Below are 18,599 nucleotides of genomic sequence, written 5' to 3' on the forward strand. Positions count from 1 at the left end.
CTTTTTTGTTTTCTCAATTTCCGCAGAAGCGGGTGCAGGCCGCCGAACGGCACCTAGGGATAGGATTTGAAGTGCTTGGAGAGTTTGAGACTTTGGGCCTGGTAGTTCGAGCCAAGCGCGGCGCCATAGAGCATGTCCGGGCGCTCCGCCATGCGTTCGTAGATCAGCCTGCCGATGGTCTGGCCATGGCCGAGAAGAAAGGGAACTTCGCGGCTGCGCACTTCCAGTACGGCGCGCGAACCGGTGCCTCCGGCGGCCGAGTGGCCGAAGCCGGGATCGAAGAACCCCGCATAGTGGACGCGGAATTCGCCGACCAGCGGATCGAAGGGCACCATCTCGGCAGCGTAATCGGGCGGCACATGGACACTTTCACGCGAGACGAGAATGTAAAACTCGTCCGGATCCAGGATCAGTTCACCGGAACCGCGGTTGATGAGGGGCTCCCAATAGTCGAGGACATCGAGGGCATCTTTCTTGTCCACGTCGACCACCGCGGTGTGCCGCTTGGAGCGAAAGCCTATCAGGCCGTTGCGGCCTTCGCCGATGAGATCGATCGAAAGTGAAACACCCTCCCCCACATCCATATTGGGATCGAACACCAGTGTCTCGGCGGCATGGACAGCCTTGTGTTCGGCGGCCGACAGCCGCGCGTCGCCGACACGAAAGCGCATTTGCGAGAGGCGTGAGCCGGTGCGCCCGAGGATAGGAAAGGTGCGCGGAGAGATTTCTAGATAGAGCGCGCCCTTATAGCCGGCCGGAACGATGTCGAAGCTGCGCGCACCGTCCGAGATGACGCGGGTGAAGATATCGAGCCGGCCGGTGGAAGATTTGGGATTGGCCGAGGCACTGACTTCATCGGGAAGGTCGAGGCTTTCGAGCAGCGGGACGATATAGACGCAGCCGCGTTCGAGCACGGCGCCCTTGGTCAGGTCGATCTCGTGGAGTTTCAAGGTTTGGATGCGATCGGCAACGGTCCTGCCCGGCCCGGGAAGAAAGCTCGAGCGAACGCGAAAGGCTTTTTCGCCCAGCCGCAAATCCAGGCTGGCAGGCTGGATCTGATCGCCATCATAGGGGCGATCGGCACTGATGGCGCCTGCCTCGGACAATCTACCGATCAGCCGGGCTGAGAAGATCCCGGTTGGCCAAGCCTGGTTTATAGTCATGATGTCTCCGGCGAACCTGTTGGTCTGGCTTAGCAAGCGAAGCGATTGACGCCAAGGGCGATTTCGGCGTAACTCAGCACTGACCGCAATGCGGTTGGTGGCGATTTGGCCGGTCCGATTGCAAGCCACCTAAAACAACTTGCTAAAGTGACCAGTCGAACCGGCCGCATCGCGCGCCGGTTTTTTTGTTTTAGAGGTATTCCCATGGCCGACAAGACCGCCAATCCGCTCAACGACCCGAAACGCCGCAGGGCGCAGACGATGTTGGTGCATGGCGGCATGGAACGCAGCCAGCACGGGGAGACGTCCGAGGCCATCTTTTTCAACTCGGGCTATGTGTATCCCACGTCGGAAGGGGCCGAAGCACGGTTCAAGGGGGAAGAGCCGGGGCACATCTATTCGCGGTTCTCCAACCCCACTGTGGAAATGTTTCAGCAACGGGCCGCGCTGCTCGAAGGCGCCGAGGCGGCACGGGCGACTGCCACCGGCATGGCGGCGGTGACCACGGCCGTGATGAGCCAATTGCGTGCCGGTGACCACGTGGTCGCAGCGCGGGCGCTGTTTGGCGGATGCAGGTTCGTGGTCGAAACCTATATGCCGCGCTGGGGGGTAGAATCGACGCTGGTCGACGGACGAGACCCGGAAAACTTTGCGCGCGCCATGCGGCCTAACACGAAGGTGGTATTCGTCGAAACGCCGACCAATCCCACACTGGAATTGGTGGACCTCACGGCTGTCGCCGATATCGCCCACGTGCATGGCGCCGTGCTGATCGTAGACAATGTGTTCGCCACCCCCATCTGGCAGAAGCCGCTGGAATTGGGTGCGGATCTCGTCACCTATTCGGCCACGAAGCATATGGACGGCCAGGGCCGCGCCATGGGTGGGGTGATCCTGGGGCGCAAGGAGCTGATCGAAGCCGATATCCATACGATCATCCGCCAGACCGGCCCCTCGATCTCGCCCTTCAACGCCTGGGTGCTTCTGAAGGGCTTGGAAACGCTGCCTTTGAGGGTGAAGGCGATGACTGAAAGCGCCGGCCAGATCGCCGATTTCCTCGCCGATCACCCCAAAATCGAATCCATCAGCTATCCGCATCACAGATCGCACCCGCAATATGAGCTGGCCAAGAGGCAGATGGGCGGCGGTTCGACGCTGGTTGCCTTTACGCCCAAGGGTGGCAAGGCGACGGCGTTCGCGCTGGCCGATGCGCTGGCGGTGGTTGCGATCTCGAACAATCTGGGTGATGCGAAGTCGATCATATCGCATCCCGCCACCACCACCCACCAGCGCTTTTCCGATGAGGAAAAGGCGGAGATGGACATCACCGCCGGGCTGCTGCGGCTGTCGGTGGGGCTGGAAGACGCTGATGATTTGATCGCCGATCTGGAGTTTGCGCTGGATCAGATATAGGCTGATCGGTGAGGGACTTTTAGGAACGCGGCGCGTCGGGCATGGATTTTCGCACCATCTTCTCGGCTGTCGGCGCGCTGACCGCGGCGCTCGGGATCGCCATGCTGCTGCCCGCCTTCGCGGACCTTATGGTGGGGCATCCCGACTGGCAGGTGTTCCTCACCGCTTCGCTGATCACTACGATTTTCGGCACAGGCTTGTGGGCATCCTCGAGCGGGCGGCGCTCCGAGCTCAATTTGCGTCAAGCCTTCCTCATGACGGTGATGATCTGGGTGGTGCTGACGCTTTTTGCGGCATTGCCGCTCTATATGTCGGACCTGGGGCTGAGCTTTGTCGACGCGCTGTTCGAGGCGATGTCGGGGATAACGACGACCGGAGCGACGGTGATCACCACTCTCGACTCATCCCCGCCCGGCATCCTGCTCTGGCGCGGATTGCTGCAATGGTTCGGCGGGCTGGGCGTGGTGGTGATGGCCATCGCCGTGCTGCCCATGCTGCGAGTGGGCGGCATGCAGATGTTTCGGGCAGAGGCGTTCGAGACGCCCGACAAGATCCTGCCCGCCGCCGCGCAGATCGCCAGCGCCATGACCGTTGTCTATTGCATCCTCACCTTTGGTTGTGCAGTGGCATATTGGCTTGCCGGGATGAACACCTTCGATGCGGCGGTTCATGCGCTTTCGACCGTGGCGACAGGTGGGTTTTCGACGCGCGACGCATCACTCGCCGCATTCGAGGAGCCAGCGATCCACTATGTGGGCGTGGTGTTCATGATCCTGGGCGCCCTGCCCTTCGTGCTCTATATCGGCGTGCTGCAGGGACGCCTCGTGCAACTTTATAGCGACTCCCAGGTGCGGCTCTTCCTCACGCTGCTCGCAGTGACGACCCTGGTGGTTACGCTGGTGCTCATCATCAGCGATATCGCAACCGGCGAAGAGGCCTTTCGCGACGCGCTGTTTTCCGTGGTGTCGGTGATGACGGGCACCGGGCTGGGAATTGCCGATTTTTCGAACTGGGGCGCTCTCGCGATAACGATATTCTTCGTCATCATGTTCATTGGCGGATGCACCGGATCGACCTCTTGCGGCATCAAGGTATTCCGCTTCCAGGTTCTGGCGCGCGACCTCTACCAGCACATCAGGCAGATCATCTTTCCCTCGATGATCTATATCAAGCGCTACAATGGCCGGCCGATGCCCGACAGTGTCTCGACCTCGGTGCAAAGCTTTGTTTTTCTGTATTTTTCCAGCTTTCTGATCCTTGCCGTGCTGCTCTCGCTTTCCGGCCTCGAGCCGCTCGATGCGCTGGGGAGTGCGGCAACGGCGATCTCGAACGTGGGCCCGGCGCTCAGCCCCGAACTGGGGCCGGCGGGCAATTTTGCCGGTCTGTCCGACGCGGCAAAATGGCTGATGACGATCGGCATGCTGGTCGGCCGGCTTGAAGTGATGATGATCCTGGTGCTGTTCACACCCCGTTTCTGGAAGGCGTGAGCGAACCTACTCAGCCGGCCCGGCGGGCGGCGCTTGATGGTGGCGGCCAGCCAGCATTTCACGCACCGTCAGTGCGTTGGGGGTCAGGAACATCCACTGCAGCAAAGCCTTGATATCGGCGCCGATCCCGAGAATGGCGGGAACGAGAAACAGGACAAGCAGCGTAGCCACCGCCAGGCCCGACACAATGGTCAGCGCCATGGGCACGAGCATCTGAGCGACCAGACTGGTTTCAAAGAGCAAGGGCAAAAGCCCGCCGATGGTGGTGAGCGAAGTCAGGATCACAGCTCTCAGCCGATCCTTCGACGCACCGATGGCGGCGTCGCGCAAGCCCTCGCCCACGGCGATACGCTCATTCATGCGTGAGATCAGCACGATCGAGGAATTGACCAGAATACCGGCCAGCCCCAGCATGCCCATCATCGAGATGATCGTGAGATTATGGCCGAGCAAATAGTGGCCCCAGATCGCGCCCGCGACGCCGAAAGGAATGATGACCATAACGGCGAGCGGCGTGAAATAGGCGGCAAAAATCCAAGCGATGATGATGTACATCACGGCAAGGGCGATAATCATCCCCGTGCCCAGATCGGCGAAAGCCGCGTTCTGTTCCGCCTGCCGGCCACCGAACTCGTAGGATATGCCGTAGCGGCTGGTGATCTGGGGCAGGTAGTCTGTCTCGAGGCGCGAAAGGATATCTGCGTGATCGACGCCTTCGGTCACAGCAGCGCGCACCGAAACTGCGGTGCGTCCCTCTTCGCGAGCGATGAAGGCAAAGCCCTGATGCTCGGAGAAGCTAACGATAGAGGAGAGCGGTACATATTCCCCACTGGGGGCACGCACCCACATGTCCCGCAAGGCTGACGAACCTTCGGCATTGAAGGTACGCACGAGACGGACGGTGATCTCATCTTCATTGGAGGCGATGGTCGCCACGTCCCTCCCCTGGAACGCGCTGCGGATCTGCGAGCCTAGGGTCGCAAGGTCGAAGCCGAGCGCGGCGCCACGCGCATTGAGCGACATGACGAGTTCAGGGCTGCCGTAAAAAAGAGTATCGAAGGTGCCCTCGACCTCGTCAAACCCTTCGAGCACGTCCTTTAAGTCTTCGGCGGCGAGCTTGAGCGTTGCGGCGTCGGCACCCACGAAGCGGACATCGACGGCCGAGCCCTGCGGACCGCCACGGTACTGGCGGACGCGGATGTCCTCAACGCCGGCCACTGAGGGCAGATTGTCGTTGAGCGCCTGGATGATCTCATCGGTCCGTACCGAGCGGCGTTCGGAGGGTGTCAGGTATACGTCAAAGCTGGCTTGGCCATCCTCGAGTTCGAGGCTGGCATAGGTGGTGACGATGAGCTGTTCGCCACCGGGCGCCAGGCTGGCCTCCACTTCGGACACGGCATTTTCAATTTCCCCGATGATCGCGGCCATCTCCGACTGCGGCGTTCCGGCCTGGAACTGAGCGCGGACATTGAAGCTTTCGCCTTCTGCCGTGGGGAAAAACTCGAAACGCAGCGCGCCCGAGGCGTAGACGCCAAGGGCGCCCAGTGTGATGGCGATCGCAATGGCTGCCGTGGCGTAGCGCCATGAATAGCTGATCGCTGCCAACCCACCGAAGATGCGCTCGCGGAAGAAATCGAAGCCCCTGTCGAAGGTGCGCCGGAAGGGTCCGGGCTGCTTGCGCTCGCGGGGCAGCGCATGGGCCAAATGGCCGGGCAGGATGAAGAAGCACTCGATGAGGCTGGCAATCAGAACCGCAACGACGACCACGGGAAGCGGCGACATGATCTGACCGACCACATCGCCCACCAGCCAGATGGGGGCAAAGGCGGCTATGGTGGTGAGTGCCGACGCGATGACGGGAGCAGCCATGGAACCGGCAGCACGGATCGCGGCTTCGCTGCGCGATAGGCCCTGCCGGTAGAGCGTGGCCGTGTGTTCGCCCACGACAATGGCGTCATCGACAATGATGCCTAGCACCATCATGAGCGCGAACATCGAAATCATATCGAGCGTCAGCCCCATGAGATACATGGCCCCCAGCGTGCCCATAATGGCGACAGGAATGCCCATGGCCACCCAGATGGCGATGCGGCCATCAAGGAACAGGAACAAGACGATGAGAACCAGGAAAAAACCGGCAATGCCGTTGGAGATCAAAAGCCCAAGCCGCTGATTGACCTGTTCGGCCGCCGCATCGAAAACCACAGCCTCGAGCGATTGGGGAAGGGTGGGCTGGAGTTCGTCCACATAGGCCCTGACCGCCTCATAGGTCGTGACCGTATCGGCATTGGCGGCGCGGGAAACCTGGAGCTTGATGGCTGGTTCGCTGCGCATGTAGCCAAGCGGTGTATCGGGGTCGTAGGTGTCGGTGATGGTGGCGACATCGCCGAATGTGAGGCTTTGTCCCGTTGCCGAGGACAAAATCTCGGTTTCGGCGATTTCGCGGGCCGACAATTCGTTGGCTGCGGCACGGATTTGCGCATCGAAATCGCCGGTGAGCGAGCCGGAGGGCTGGTCGGCGAAATTGGGGGTGAGGGCAGCGGAAAGATCGTCGAGCGTCAGGCCCAATTGACGCAGCTTGGCGTCATCGACCTCCACAACGATCTGGCGGTCCCGATAACCAGTGAATTCCACGCGATCAACGCCGGATGCGAGCAGGCCGTCACGGATTTCGCGGGCGTAGCGGCGCAACGCATCTTCGGGGAACGGGCCGGAAATGGCGATGGCGGCGACGGGGTCAAAGAAGCGAGGCGCTGAGACGTTGGGGGCTTCTGCCCCCTCGGGCAGGCCCGTGACCGAGGAGACCGCAGTCTGAACCTGCCGCTCGGCAGTCTGCATCTCCACGGTGCGCTCGAAATTGAGCGTGATCGAACCGCGGCCTTCGCGGGCGTTCGAGGTCATCGAGATGACGCCGTCCAGCCTCTGCACAGCAGGTTCGATCAGCAACAGAATATTGCGCTCGACGTCTTCGGCCGTGGCGCCCGGCCAGCTCACACTGACCTCGACAGACCGGGTTTCGGTGTTCGGCATCAACTGCCGGTTGAGGTTGTCGAGCCCCCACCAGCCGAAGAGCACGAAGAGGATCATGAAGAGATTGGCGGCGTTGCGGTGCCGCACGAAAGCGGCGATCACCCCGGTCGAGGCCTGCGGCGAAGGACGCATTTCAGCCTCCCGGTCCGCGCATCACGACGCCACCGCCCGGCCCACCGGGGCCGGCAGTTTGCTCCTCACCTTCGACGGCAACAGCAACCCCTTCGCCAGCCTGAGAGAGGCGCGTGGTGATGATGCGCTCGCCTTGCGGTATATCGGCCGCGATGATGACCTGGGAGCCGTCACGGTCGAGAATTTCGAGCGCAATGGCGGCCATGCGTCCGTCGCGGATGACGTAGAGGTGATTGTCGTCGTAGATCGCGGTTTCGGGCACGAGTAGAGCGTTTTCGTGAGCCACGCCTTCGACTTCGACGGTGACGAAGGTGCCCGGGCGCAGGAGATCGAACTGCTCGTTGTCGAGCACCGCATAGAGGGTCACGCCGCCCGTCGCGGAATCGATTTCCGGCGCGACACGGGCGATCCGCCCATCAATGGCCTCGGCGCCGACGCCCGTGGTGCGCGTGACCTGCACGTGACGATCGAAAAGCCCATCGCGCCGCAGAATTGCATAGTTGGCATCCGAGACCATGAAGCTGACTTCGAGCGCCTCGCTTTCATAGATCGAAGCCACAGCCTCATTGGCGCTCACATAAGCGGACGCCGTGACATTGCGGGCGGTAACGATGCCGGTAAAGGGCGCGGTGATCTCGGTGTTGGCCAAATCGCGCTCGGCTGTTTCGAGCGCATATTGCGCCTGCTCGATCGCGGCCTGCTGGCGCAATATCTGAGCGTTAAGCGTAACAAGGTTGGATCGGCGCTGATCGAGAGCCTGTTGGCGTTCCGAAACCGTCAACACACGGGTATCAACCGTCTGCTGGGTGACAGCGCCGCTGGCGAGCAGGGACTGGCCACGCTCGAGATCGATCTGGGCCGACGCCAATGCGTCCTCGGCGGCAGCAATCGCGCTCTGTTCAAGTGAATAGGCTTCCCGGGCCTCGGTCAGCGCGAGTTCGGCATCGGCCACCGCTGCCCGCGCTTCGATCACCGCGCCATTGTAGGTGAAGGGGTCAACACGCACGAGCAGCTCGCCCTCCTCCACCTGCGCACCGACAGCGAAATTGGGTGAAATTTCCAGCACCCTGCCCGCAACCAGCGACCGCAATTCTATGGTGCGAGCGGCGGCCACCTGACCATAGGCGGTGATATCGGAGCTATGGGTGGCGTAAACCGGCTCGATCACCTCGACGGTGAAGGTGCGCTCGCGATTCATACGTTGGGGCGCCTCGGGGCGCTGGGCGGCCCAACTGAGCGCCCAATACACCGCAGCGCCAAGGATGAGCACCGCCAATGCAAGCCGGAGCAGAGCGGACATCAATCCGAACCTGCGCGGGTTGGACGCGGTGTGAGGCTCGTTTTCGCTCTTTTGCGGCGAGACGGTATAGCCGGAGCCGGTGAGGTTTTCCAAAGGCGGTTTTTCCTTGCCCAGAACGCGTTCGGGCGGCCGGCGCTGGCCGCATCGTTTCGGAATCGGGCAATTTTTACCTGCGAGAGGACAGCGTCACAAATGAACTTTTGGAAAGCCCGGTAAGGCTTTGCAGTCGAATGGGATCGAAAACACAAAAAGGCGGCCCGAAAGCCGCCTTTTTATTGTCCGATCGCATGCCGCTTAGAACTGGTTGGGATTGAAGTGATAGTGGGTCGAGCAGAACTCGCACACCACTTCGATCTGGCCATCGACCACCATTTCCGTGCGGTCCTCGGGGGTAAAGTCGTTGATCATCTGCTCTACGCGTTCGGCCGAGCAGGTGCAGCGTTCCACCAGAAGCTGGGGCTCGAATACCCTCACGCCGGTCTCGTGATAGAGGCGGAACAGGAGCCGTTCGGCCGAAAGGTCGGGATCGGCAAGTTCAGCATCGGTGAGGCTGTCGAGCAGCACCTTGGCTTCGGTCCAGCGATCATCCTCGACGAAATCGGGATCTGCGGTTTCCTCATTCTCGAAATCGCCGTCACCGGGGAGATCAGGCATCACCGATTGGCCGTGCTCGGGCAAATGCTGGAGCAGCACGCCGCCAGCCCGCCACATGGGCCGCGATCCACCGCGCTCGGAATGCTCGGCGACCGCAAGGCGCACGCGGGTCGGGATCTGCTCTGATTGCATGAAGTAGGTATGGGCAACCTCTTCAAGCCCTTCCCCTTCCAGCGCCACGATGCCCTGATAGCGGTCCATATGGGCGCCTTGATCGACGGTGAGCGCCAGAATCCCCTTGCCCAGCAGGTCTTCGGGCTTGGTGCGGCCGGACTTTTCGGCTTCAGCCAGCGCTTCCTCATCAAAGCGCGCATAGGCACGCAGGCCGTCGGGCGTGTCGAAATCGACAACCAGCAAACTCACCGGGCCATCTGTGCGCGACTGAAGAATGAAGCGCCCTTCGAATTTAAGCGACGAACCGATCAGAGCGGCCAGCGTCACCGCTTCGCCCAACAGGCGCGCCACGGGCTCGGGATAGCCATGGCGCGAGATGATGGTGTCGAGTTCGGCGCCCAGCCGAACGACGCGCCCGCGGCTATCGAGATTGTCGAGGGTGAAGGGGACGGCAACATTGTCCCCACTCTCGGGCCGGTCGAGCCCGAACTGTTCGAGAGAGGTCTGGCTCATCTCTTGTCCTAACGTTGTTTTCCGCTCCGTGACCGGAACGCATGAACCGCCGATTGGGTGGCGCTAAAGCGTCTCGATCCCGAAGGCCCAGCAGAGAATGGCTTTCTGGATGTGCAGGCGGTTTTCAGCTTCGTCGAATACGACCGATTGCGGCCCGTCGATCACCTCGTCGGTGACCTCGTCCCCCCTGTGGGCAGGCAGGCAATGCATGAAGAGCGCCCCGGTCGCGGCGTTGGAGAACAATCTGGTGTTGACTTGGTAAGGTTTCAAGATGCGCCGGCGTTCGCCTTCATCGGTATCGCCCATCGAAACCCAGGTGTCGGTGATGACGAGATCGGCATCAGCGATTGCCTGGTGCGGATCGGTGCCCAGCGTTACGGTCTCGCCCACTTCGGCGATGTCGGAAAGGAGTCCCTGGTCGGGCCAATATTGTTTGGGGCAGGCAATGGCCAACGTGTTGCCGAACAGCGCCGTGGCGTGGACCCAGGAAGCCAGAACATTGTTGGAATCCCCGATCCAGGCGACCTTCTTGCCCTCGAGCGAGCCGTTGTGTTCCTCGTAGGTCATGATGTCGGCCATCACCTGGCAGGGGTGGGAACGACGCGTCAGCCCGTTGATGACCGGCACGCTCGAGGCGCTGGCGAGATCGAGCAGGTCGTCATGGGAAAGGATGCGGATCATGATGGCATCCACATAGCGGCTCATCACCCGAGCCGTATCCTCGATGGTTTCCTCGCGGGCAAGCTGCATTTCCTGCCCGGTGAGCATAAGCGTCTGTCCACCGAGTTGACGCATGCCGACATCGAAGGAGACGCGGGTGCGCGTGGACTGGCGCTCGAAAATCATGGCCAGAACCTTGTCTTCGAGCAGGCGCGGGCGCTCGCCAGCCTTCAAGCGCTTTTTGAGTTCATGGGCGAGATCGAGGATGGCCCGGAGTTCGGAATAGGAAAAATCCTTGAGGTCGAGAAAATGTCTCGCGGTCATAATCAATGTCCTGAAAGCAAAGAGGAGGCCGCTATTGCGCGGCGCTAGCCGTTTGGGCTTCGAGTTCGGCGAAGGCCTCGGCAATAATACGCACGGCCTCCTTGACGTCGTCCTCACTAGCAATGAGCGGAGGCAGAAGGCGCAGAACATTGTCGCTGGCGGCGACGGTGAGCAGCTTGTGTTCGCGCAGGCGCTGGACGAAATCGCGCACAGGCGGGGTGATCTTGATGCCCGCGATCAGCCCCCTGCCCCGCACCTCTGTGACATACTGCGGGAATTTCTGCATCAATTGCTGCAGCTCATGGGCGAGGACCTTGCCGACCTCATCGACATGATCGAGAAAGCCTGGCTCAAGGATCCGATCGAGCACCGCATTGCCCACGGCGCAGGCCAACGGATTGCCACCATAGGTCGAACCGTGGGTGCCCGGAACCATGGCTTTGGCGACCTCTTCGGTAGCCAGGCAAGCGCCGAGCGGGAAGCCCGCGCCGATTGCCTTGGCAACGGTCATGATATCAGGGATGACGCCGGACCATTCGTAAGCGTTGAACTTGCCCGTCCGGCCATAGCCGCACTGGACCTCATCGAAGATCAGCAACAGGCCGTGCTTGTCGCAGAGCGTGCGCAGACCCTTGAGGAAGCTGTCGGAAAACGCGGTGACGCCGCCCTCGCCCTGGACAGGCTCGATCAGAATAGCGGCCGTCTTGTCGTCGATCAATGCTTCGACGGCGGCAAGATCGCCCGGCTTTGTGTGCTTATAGCCCGGCATGGGGCCAAAGCCTTCGGTATAGGTCGGGTTGCCGGCGGCGGCGATGGTCGCGGTGGTACGGCCATGAAATGAGCCGGAAAAACCGATGATATCGACCCGTTCTTTCTCGCCCTTGTCCCAAAAATAGCGCCGCGCCGTCTTGATGGCGCATTCGAGTGCCTCGGCGCCCGAATTGGTGAAGAACACCTTGTCGGCGAAGGTGATCTCGGTGAGGCGCCTGGCGAGCTTTTCCTGTTCGGGAATGATGAAGATATTGGAAGTGTGCCAGACCTTGTCGGCCTGGGCCTTCAATGCCTCGGTAACGTGCCTATCGCCATAGCCCAGCGCGTTGACGGCAATGCCGGCGGCGAAATCGAGATAGGCCGTGCCGTCCTCCGTGAACAATCGCATACCCTCGCCCCGCACAAAGGCGAGTTCGGACCGGGCATACGTGCCATAGAGCGCAGACATTTCGATAAAGCCTTCTCGTAGGGTGGCGGGGACATGGTCTCTGAAAACAAAAGCGCGCGAGGGGAACGCCCAGGCACGCAGCTAACGCGTTCGCTTATGCTGGCCGAGGGGCGAAAAGTCAATTCTATAGCCCGGTTTTCCGGGGCTAGGGAGGCATTGACTCACCTCTGCCACATTGCTGATTCATCAACCGCGCAACCCTCGCTTGTGTGCTCGTTGCAACATGCCAGTTCAATTACCCGCAGGCATGAAAATGAGATGGGATAAACCGGGGAAAGTCCCTGCCCGACCCTTGCCACCGATTCCGCCGACTGTGTAGTATGGCGGCATTGGGAACACGACATCTCGTGTGGCGGACCCCATCATCATACGACAGCTAGTATGCCGGCGGTCAATGGCGTTTGTCCGCACGCGAGTTGACTCTATTTAGGAATACGGCCTGGAGCACTATCGATGACCTGGACGGATGAGCGCGTCGCACTCCTCAAGAAACTCTGGATGGAGGGGCTCAGCGCAAGCCAGATCGCTGCTGAACTGAGCGGCGGGGTGACCCGTAATGCCGTGATCGGCAAGGTTCACCGCCTCAAACTTTCGGCGCGGGCCAAGCCGGCAAGCGTAACCCCGCGTGCCAAGGCACCGCGCCCGGCCGCGCCGCGGCGCCCCAGTGCGCCCTCGGGACCGCGGGGCACGGCATCGGCGGCCGCAAGCGCGGTAAGCCAGCGGCGCACCACGTCAGCACCGACCATGGGCGCGACGGCGCTCAAGATCGACGCCGAGATGGAAATGGAAGCGGTGGTGGAAACCACCGCCAAGGTGGCTGAGCTGTTCATTCCCGTCGAAGAACGCATTTCGCTGCTGCAATTGACCGAAAAGACCTGCAAGTGGCCGATCGGTGATCCGATGAGCAGCGAATTCCACTTCTGCGGGCGGGATTCGGATGAAGGCAAGCCTTATTGCGAGTTTCACTCGCGGCGGGCCTATCATCAGATCGATCGCCGGAAGCGCTGATCGCTCCGTGAAATGCAAAAAAGGCCTCAGCGAAAGCCGGGGCCTTTTGCTTTGCAATCAGGGCATTCTGATCCGGCACTCGGTCATTTCACGCGCGAAATCGGCCACCGCCTTTCCGGCGGCCTCTTCGATCTCATCCAGGGACGTACCGTAGGGCAGTTCGAGGCCGAGCCGTTTTGACGGATCGTCCGCCCAGACGAAGTTCACATAGGACTTTTTCTGCGCGAGGTCATGAGACAGGCCGACGATGGTGATGGTCGAGATTGCCATGGAGCCCTCCAGTTCTTCATCCGATGAGGAATATCTTGTCATTGGGTACAGCAATGGCAAGGCGACCATAGTTTCTCCCCCTTCTGGTGCAATATTGCACGATCAGGCGCCTTGACGAGACGCAACCCACCGGGCTTTTATTCCAAAAAGGGGCAAGAAAACTAAAACTGCGCAGGGAGATGCGCCATGAAACTCTTGCTTGCCGTAGACATCGCCGACTGGTTACGCAAAACAGAAACCAATCGCCGACCCTTCGATATCGAAACCGAGGCCCGAGCCTTGTTGGAACGGCATCCGGAAGCCCATGTCAGCGTCGATGACATCATCGCTACCATGCGGTCTGAATTGCGGGGCGGCCCGTCTTGGGAGCGGCCACCACCGCGGTGATCGCCCTGCTCAGCTCGCCTCGACGCCCTGCCATTCCGGCAGCGGGAACACCTTGTCATAGCCCAGATTGAAGACGAAGGCGTAGCCCATATAAAACAGAGCGAAGCTGATATCCATGACCAGCGCGTGCATGAGCGAGATGCCCAGATACCATGCGATGAACGGCATGAGGACGATCAGCAGACCGACTTCGAACAATACCGCATGAGCGATGCGCAGCGGCACCGTCTTGAGCGTGTTGCCCCGCGTGCGCTGGAGCACAGTGTCGAAGATCAGGTTGTAGACGTAGTTCCACACCATGGCGAGCGTGGCCGAGACGACACCGACAACGCCGATGTCGTGCATGGGCATGGAAAAAACAAGCGCGCCGAGGGGGATGACGAGAATTAACCCGAAAACCTCAAACAGCAGCGCGTGACGGACGCGATCCCAGGATGTGCGCATTTTGAGAACTCCTAGCTCAATGGCTTGCCCGCGCCTTGCAGCGTCGGGGTCAAGATCGGGCCGTCCCGAATGATGCCCATCGTGGGGGAGGTCGTCCTCGCGAGAGGGGTATTTAGTACCCCGGGGCGGGAAGTCAAGATGGGGCATGCGATACCGGATGCCCCATCTTCTCAGGCATTCCGGCTTGCGGTAATCCGATGCGCAAGGGCAAAGCCGAGCCGGCTGATGACCATGGTGAGGACAAAGGCGACGGGCCAAGCGATGATGAATTGGCGCGGCCAAATCGTCAGCCATTGGGCAGTGGCGCCAAGTTGGAGCAGGCTCATGATGCCCGACATCGATAGCGCCATCATGAAGGTGATGAAGATCTGGGCGAGGAGAAGGGTCTTTTTGTCAGTCATGCTTGTTTTTCCAGAAGGGCCAGCGGCTGACGGAGCACGTCTCCCTCAGCACCAGCCGGATTAGGGTGGTGCCGCGGGTTCGCTCAGTGCGACTCTATCCTGGGAAACAGGGGCCGGAATAACCAAACCGGCCTTGAAATTTTTTCGGCTGGGTTTGAGTACGAGTGCAAAGGCATCAAGTCAACCACTCGACAGCATAATGGAATCGGCCTCAAGTTAGCCCATGTTGGAAGCGGTCATCGCCATGGTGCTGGTGGGAATTGGCGGCGCGGGAGGAGCGGTGCTGCGCCATCTCGTCTCCACGGTCGTCAGCCGCGGCTTCGGGCACGGAGCAATCGGCACTTTTGCTGTCAATCTTTCCGGGTGCCTGGTTATCGGGCTTGCCGGGGGGCTTGCCGTTGGTGCGGATGGAAGACTGAGCCCCCAGGGGGACGCGTGGCTATTGCTGGTGACTGGTCTTCTGGGCGGCTACACCACCGTGTCGAGCTTTTCGTTACAGACGCTAACCCTGTTGCGTGCGGGCAAGGGAGGGATGGCGTTGGTCAATATCGGAGCTTCGCTGCTTTTTTGCCTCAGCGCTACGGTGACCGGCTTTGCCGTTACCTACAGCCTCGGAGCCGTCTTGTGAACGGGGGGCGGCTGGCCGGTTTTATCGCAGTGGGCGGAGCAATGGGCGCGCTGCTGCGATTTGTCGTTTCGATGGCGGCGCTGGCCCTGTGGCCGGATTGGAGCGTAGCGGGAACGCTGATCGTCAACATCTTTGGATCATTCGCTATCGGGCTGGGTGCGACCTGGGCGGTGCGGCGCAGCCTATCCCAGACGCTCGAAGCGAGCCTTATCGTAGGATTCTGCGGGGGTTTCACCACGTTTTCGGCATTTTCCCTCGAAACGGTGATGCTGATCGTGGGCGGGAACTGGGCCGGGGCGGGGGTCTATGTTCTCGCGTCCGTCGTTCTTTGGCTCGCGGCCGCCTGGGCCGGCTGGACCGCCGGCGAGTGGGTGTTTGCCGGCAAACCGGGCCATGACCACACCAAATCTTAAGTCGGTTCCTCCATAAACGGAGCTTGAAGCTTGGGGGACGAGGATCATGCTCAGCCGCATCAACGCCATGGGCGTTCTGTTCGCGATCGCCGCGTTGATGGCGCTGGCCCTAGCCGGCGGACTGGTCCTCTATGCGATCCTCGAGGATCCGGGCTCGAACAGCTATGCGCTGCTCGCCGAGGCGTTCCTCAATGGCCGCCTCGATACCACCACCTGCTACGATGGAGATTGCGCGCGGTTCGAGGACAAGATCTTCGTGATGTTCCCTCCCGTTCCGGCGATTATCGCCCTGCCCTTCGTTGCGCTGTTCGGGGTGGATTTTTCCGGCTTCGTGCTGCTCTCGGGCCTCGCCTTCGGACTCTCGGTGTGGCTTTGGTGGCGGATCTTCGAGGGGCTGAAGATCGATCGCGACGTCGCCGTGTGGCTGCTGTTGGGAATTGCGTTCGCCACACCGCTCTATTTCGTGACCATCCGTGGGGATGGAGTGTGGTTTTTTGCCCAGGCTATTGGATTTGCGTTTACCTCACTCGCCATCCATCAGCTCGTGCGCGGAGGGAGCCTCGTCCTGGCTGGGGCCTGCATCGGTGCCGCGTTTTTGTGTCGGCAAATGGCGGTGTTCTACCTGCCGTTCCTGTTCGCCCTGGCGCTGGACAGATACGAGCCACTGATCAGCTTTCGGCGCGAGCACATCATACGGGCTTTAAAGCTCGGGCTTCCCGTGGCGGTCGCGGTGCTGGTCTATCTCGCCTATAATTATTTCCGCTTCGGCGATCCGATGCAGACCGGCTATCCCTACATGATGGGTGCCGACATTTCCGAGGGCGGATCGATGATCAACTATCGATTGGCCGAGCATGGATTGTGGTCGACGGCATATCTGCTGTTCAACACGGTCTATATGTTCCTCCAGGGCTTCCACCTCAAGTTCGGCGGCAATTCCATGGTCGACCCCGTGGGCCTCGATGCCGCCGGCACGGCGATCCTGGCCGCCAGCCCGTTCGTGCTCTTCGCCTTCTTCGCGCCCATGCGCCGGCCGGTATTGATCGGGATTGCGACGATCCTGGTGATCGCGGTGCCGACGCTGTTCTATCATTCCAATGGCTATTCCCAGTACAACGTACAGCGGTACGCGCTTGATTGGCTGCCGATCATTTTCTACCTGCTGGCGCTGGCGGTGAGCGAGAAGGATATTCGCGGACTGGCGCTGCTGGTGACCTACGGAATCGGGCTCAACCTCGCGACCATGACATTTCTGGCGCTGGGGCTGGCGGCCTGATCTATTCTGCCGCCCAGGCGCCGAATTGGGCGTTGTGAAGGCGGGCGTAGGCGCCATTGCGGGCTAGAAGCTCCTCGTGGCTGCCCTGTTCGACAACGCGGCCGCCATCGACGACGACGATCCTGTCGGCGTTGCGGATGGTGGCGAGGCGGTGGGCGATGACCAGGGTGGTCCGCCCTTCCGAAAGCGCGGCAAGTGCCTGCTGAATCTGGAGTTCGGTTTCGGTGTCGAGCGCCGAAGTTGCCTCATCGAGGATGAGGATCGGCGGGTTCTTCAAGAAGATGCGCGAGATGGCGAGGCGCTGCTTCTGCCCCCCCGAAAGCTTGACGCCGCGTTCACCGATCATGGTATCGAGTCCGTCTGGAAGCTGGGCAATGACGCCATCGAATTGCGCCTTGCGGGCCGCATCCATGATTTCCTCATCGGTGGCACCGAGACGACCATAGGCGATGTTGTCTCGGATCGAGGTGCCGAACATGAAGACGTCCTGCTGCACGATACCGATCTGATTGCGCAGGGAATCCTGGGTGATCTGGCGGATGTCGATGCCATCGACGGTGATCGAACCGCTGTCGATTTCGTAAAAGCGCGGCAGAAGAGAGCATATGGTCGTCTTGCCGGCGCCCGAGGGGCCGACGAGGGCAACGGTTTCGCCTGCGCGAATGTCGAGCGAGATATCCCGCACGGTGGGGCGAGCATCCGAATAGGCAAAACTCACGGCATCAAAGACGATATCGCCCTTGAGCGAAGTGACTTTTCTCGCGTCGGGCGCATCGACGATATCGGGCTCGGTATCGATCAGTTCGGTGAAGCGTTTGAAGCCGGCAATGCCCTTGGGGTAGCTCTCGATAACGGAAATGATCTTGTCGATGGGGCGGAACAGCACTGTGACGATCAGCAGGAATCCCACGAACTCGCCATAGGTCATTTGGCCGTACATCACCAATGCCGTGCCGGCCAGCATGACCAGAAGCTGCACGAAGCTCTTGGCGAGATAGGAGATCGAGATCGAGGCCGTCATGATCTTGTAAGCCTGGAGCTTGGTCGTGCGGTATTTCTGATTGTCGCCTTCGAACAGGCGCCGCTCGTGTCCTTCATTGGCGAAGGCGCGCACGGCACGGACGCCGCCGATCGATTCTTCGATGCGCTGGTTGAAATCGCCCACCCGGCTGTAGAGCCGCTTCCAGGTCATGGTCATGGCGCTGCCGTAGCGGAAAACGATGAAAGCAGCGACGGGCACGATGAACAGGGTCAACATCGCGAGTTGGAGATTCATCAGCGCCATGATGATGAAGGCGCCGATAAAGGTCATGATCGCAATGAACACATCCTCGGGGCCATGGTGGGCTATCTCGCCCACATCCTCGAGGTCCTTGGTGACGTGGGTGATCAGATGTCCGGTTTTCTTATTGTCGAAATAGCCGAACGAAAGCTTGTGCAGATGATCGAAGGCCTGCCGGCGCATGTCGGTTTCGATCCCGATGCCCAACGCGTGGCCCCAATAGTTGACGATCGAGAGCAGCACGGCGTTGAGCAGATAGATCGCCAGCAACCCGCCTGCAGCCGCGAGCATCCAGAACCAGTTCTGGCTGGGCAGGAGCCGATCCACGTAGAGCTGGACGACCACCGGAAAGCCGAGTTCGAGCAGACCGACGACCACGGCGCAGCCGAAATCCAGGGCGAACAGCCCCTTGTAAGGAGCGTAATAGGAAAAGAAGCGGCGCAGCATATCGGATCACTTTTACGGGCGTGTTCCGAGTAGG

The 18,599-nt window shown here is 60.8% G+C and carries 17 protein-coding genes and 1 riboswitch; of the genes, 7 read left to right on the forward strand and 10 right to left on the reverse strand.

Going from position 1 to position 18,599, the window contains the following annotated elements:
- Window positions 1-53: 53 nt before the first annotated feature.
- Complete coding sequence (locus NO934_RS04845; protein WP_309162643.1) at window positions 54-1,163, reverse strand: 2'-deoxycytidine 5'-triphosphate deaminase; 1,110 nt, start codon at window positions 1,161-1,163, stop codon at window positions 54-56.
- An 87-nt stretch (window positions 1,164-1,250) separates the two neighbouring features.
- Window positions 1,251-1,330: riboswitch (SAM riboswitch) on the forward strand.
- 37 nt (window positions 1,331-1,367) lie between these two features.
- Between NO934_RS04845 and metZ the strand changes: the two genes are divergently transcribed.
- Together metZ and NO934_RS04855 are read left to right on the forward strand one after the other, a co-directional pair.
- A complete protein-coding gene (gene metZ / locus NO934_RS04850) occupies window positions 1,368-2,576 on the forward strand; it encodes an O-succinylhomoserine sulfhydrylase (protein ID WP_309162644.1) in 1,209 nt (402 codons plus the stop codon).
- 41 nt (window positions 2,577-2,617) lie between these two features.
- Window positions 2,618-4,063, forward strand: a complete 1,446-nt coding sequence (locus NO934_RS04855; RefSeq protein WP_309162645.1) for a TrkH family potassium uptake protein — start codon at window positions 2,618-2,620, stop codon at window positions 4,061-4,063.
- A 6-nt stretch (window positions 4,064-4,069) separates the two neighbouring features.
- Here NO934_RS04855 and NO934_RS04860 read toward each other — a convergent pair whose 3' ends face one another.
- From NO934_RS04860 to NO934_RS04880, 5 genes are all read right to left on the reverse strand, one after another.
- Window positions 4,070-7,225 carry an efflux RND transporter permease subunit gene (locus tag NO934_RS04860; RefSeq protein WP_309162646.1) on the reverse strand — a complete coding sequence of 1,052 codons (3,156 nt, stop codon included), beginning with the start codon at window positions 7,223-7,225 and terminating at the stop codon, window positions 4,070-4,072.
- A gap of 1 nt (window position 7,226) precedes the next feature.
- Complete coding sequence (locus NO934_RS04865) at window positions 7,227-8,618, reverse strand: efflux RND transporter periplasmic adaptor subunit (RefSeq protein WP_309162647.1); 1,392 nt, start codon at window positions 8,616-8,618, stop codon at window positions 7,227-7,229.
- 201 nt (window positions 8,619-8,819) lie between these two features.
- A complete protein-coding gene (locus tag NO934_RS04870) occupies window positions 8,820-9,806 on the reverse strand; it encodes an Hsp33 family molecular chaperone (RefSeq protein ID WP_309162648.1) in 987 nt (328 codons plus the stop codon).
- A 63-nt stretch (window positions 9,807-9,869) separates the two neighbouring features.
- Window positions 9,870-10,790 (reverse strand): ornithine carbamoyltransferase, encoded by a 921-nt coding sequence (argF, locus tag NO934_RS04875; RefSeq protein ID WP_309162649.1) that lies wholly within the window; start codon window positions 10,788-10,790, stop codon window positions 9,870-9,872.
- A 31-nt stretch (window positions 10,791-10,821) separates the two neighbouring features.
- Window positions 10,822-12,009 carry an aspartate aminotransferase family protein gene (locus NO934_RS04880; RefSeq protein ID WP_309162651.1) on the reverse strand — a complete coding sequence of 396 codons (1,188 nt, stop codon included), beginning with the start codon at window positions 12,007-12,009 and terminating at the stop codon, window positions 10,822-10,824.
- Window positions 12,010-12,462: 453 nt separating this feature from the next.
- On the opposite strand from NO934_RS04880, the gene NO934_RS04885 reads away from it, so the two are divergent.
- Window positions 12,463-13,017, forward strand: a complete 555-nt coding sequence (locus NO934_RS04885; RefSeq protein ID WP_309162652.1) for a GcrA family cell cycle regulator — start codon at window positions 12,463-12,465, stop codon at window positions 13,015-13,017.
- A gap of 57 nt (window positions 13,018-13,074) precedes the next feature.
- Here the strand turns inward: NO934_RS04885 and NO934_RS04890 are convergent, their stop codons facing one another.
- Window positions 13,075-13,287, reverse strand: a complete 213-nt coding sequence (locus NO934_RS04890; protein ID WP_309162654.1) for a hypothetical protein — start codon at window positions 13,285-13,287, stop codon at window positions 13,075-13,077.
- A 186-nt stretch (window positions 13,288-13,473) separates the two neighbouring features.
- On the opposite strand from NO934_RS04890, the gene NO934_RS04895 reads away from it, so the two are divergent.
- A complete protein-coding gene (locus tag NO934_RS04895) occupies window positions 13,474-13,674 on the forward strand; it encodes a hypothetical protein (protein ID WP_309162656.1) in 201 nt (66 codons plus the stop codon).
- 9 nt (window positions 13,675-13,683) lie between these two features.
- On the opposite strand, the gene NO934_RS04900 is transcribed toward NO934_RS04895, so the two are convergent.
- Together NO934_RS04900 and NO934_RS04905 are read right to left on the reverse strand one after the other, a co-directional pair.
- The gene (locus NO934_RS04900; RefSeq protein WP_309162658.1) at window positions 13,684-14,118 is read right to left on the reverse strand and encodes a PACE efflux transporter; all 435 of its coding nucleotides are present in this window, start codon (window positions 14,116-14,118) and stop codon (window positions 13,684-13,686) included.
- A gap of 170 nt (window positions 14,119-14,288) precedes the next feature.
- Entirely contained in the window at window positions 14,289-14,519 is a 231-nt protein-coding gene (locus NO934_RS04905; RefSeq protein WP_309162659.1) for a DUF2798 domain-containing protein, read from the reverse strand.
- A 223-nt stretch (window positions 14,520-14,742) separates the two neighbouring features.
- Between NO934_RS04905 and NO934_RS04910 the strand changes: the two genes are divergently transcribed.
- From NO934_RS04910 to NO934_RS04920, 3 genes are read left to right on the forward strand one after another with little or no spacing between them, the layout of a single operon-like run.
- Window positions 14,743-15,147, forward strand: a complete 405-nt coding sequence (locus NO934_RS04910; protein ID WP_309162660.1) for a CrcB family protein — start codon at window positions 14,743-14,745, stop codon at window positions 15,145-15,147.
- The gene (locus tag NO934_RS04915) at window positions 15,144-15,560 is read left to right on the forward strand and encodes a CrcB family protein (protein ID WP_309162661.1); all 417 of its coding nucleotides are present in this window, start codon (window positions 15,144-15,146) and stop codon (window positions 15,558-15,560) included. The genes NO934_RS04910 and NO934_RS04915 overlap by 4 nt, the downstream gene beginning before the upstream one ends.
- A gap of 46 nt (window positions 15,561-15,606) precedes the next feature.
- Window positions 15,607-16,836: a hypothetical protein gene (locus tag NO934_RS04920; RefSeq protein ID WP_309162662.1), complete on the forward strand. Its 1,230-nt coding sequence runs from the start codon at window positions 15,607-15,609 to the stop codon at window positions 16,834-16,836.
- A 1-nt stretch (window position 16,837) separates the two neighbouring features.
- Here NO934_RS04920 and NO934_RS04925 read toward each other — a convergent pair whose 3' ends face one another.
- Complete coding sequence (locus NO934_RS04925; protein WP_309162663.1) at window positions 16,838-18,565, reverse strand: ABC transporter ATP-binding protein; 1,728 nt, start codon at window positions 18,563-18,565, stop codon at window positions 16,838-16,840.
- Between the last annotated feature and the right edge of the window lie 34 nt (window positions 18,566-18,599).

The organism is Pelagibacterium sp. H642 (assembly GCF_031202855.1).
Lineage (GTDB): Bacteria > Pseudomonadota > Alphaproteobacteria > Rhizobiales > Devosiaceae > Pelagibacterium.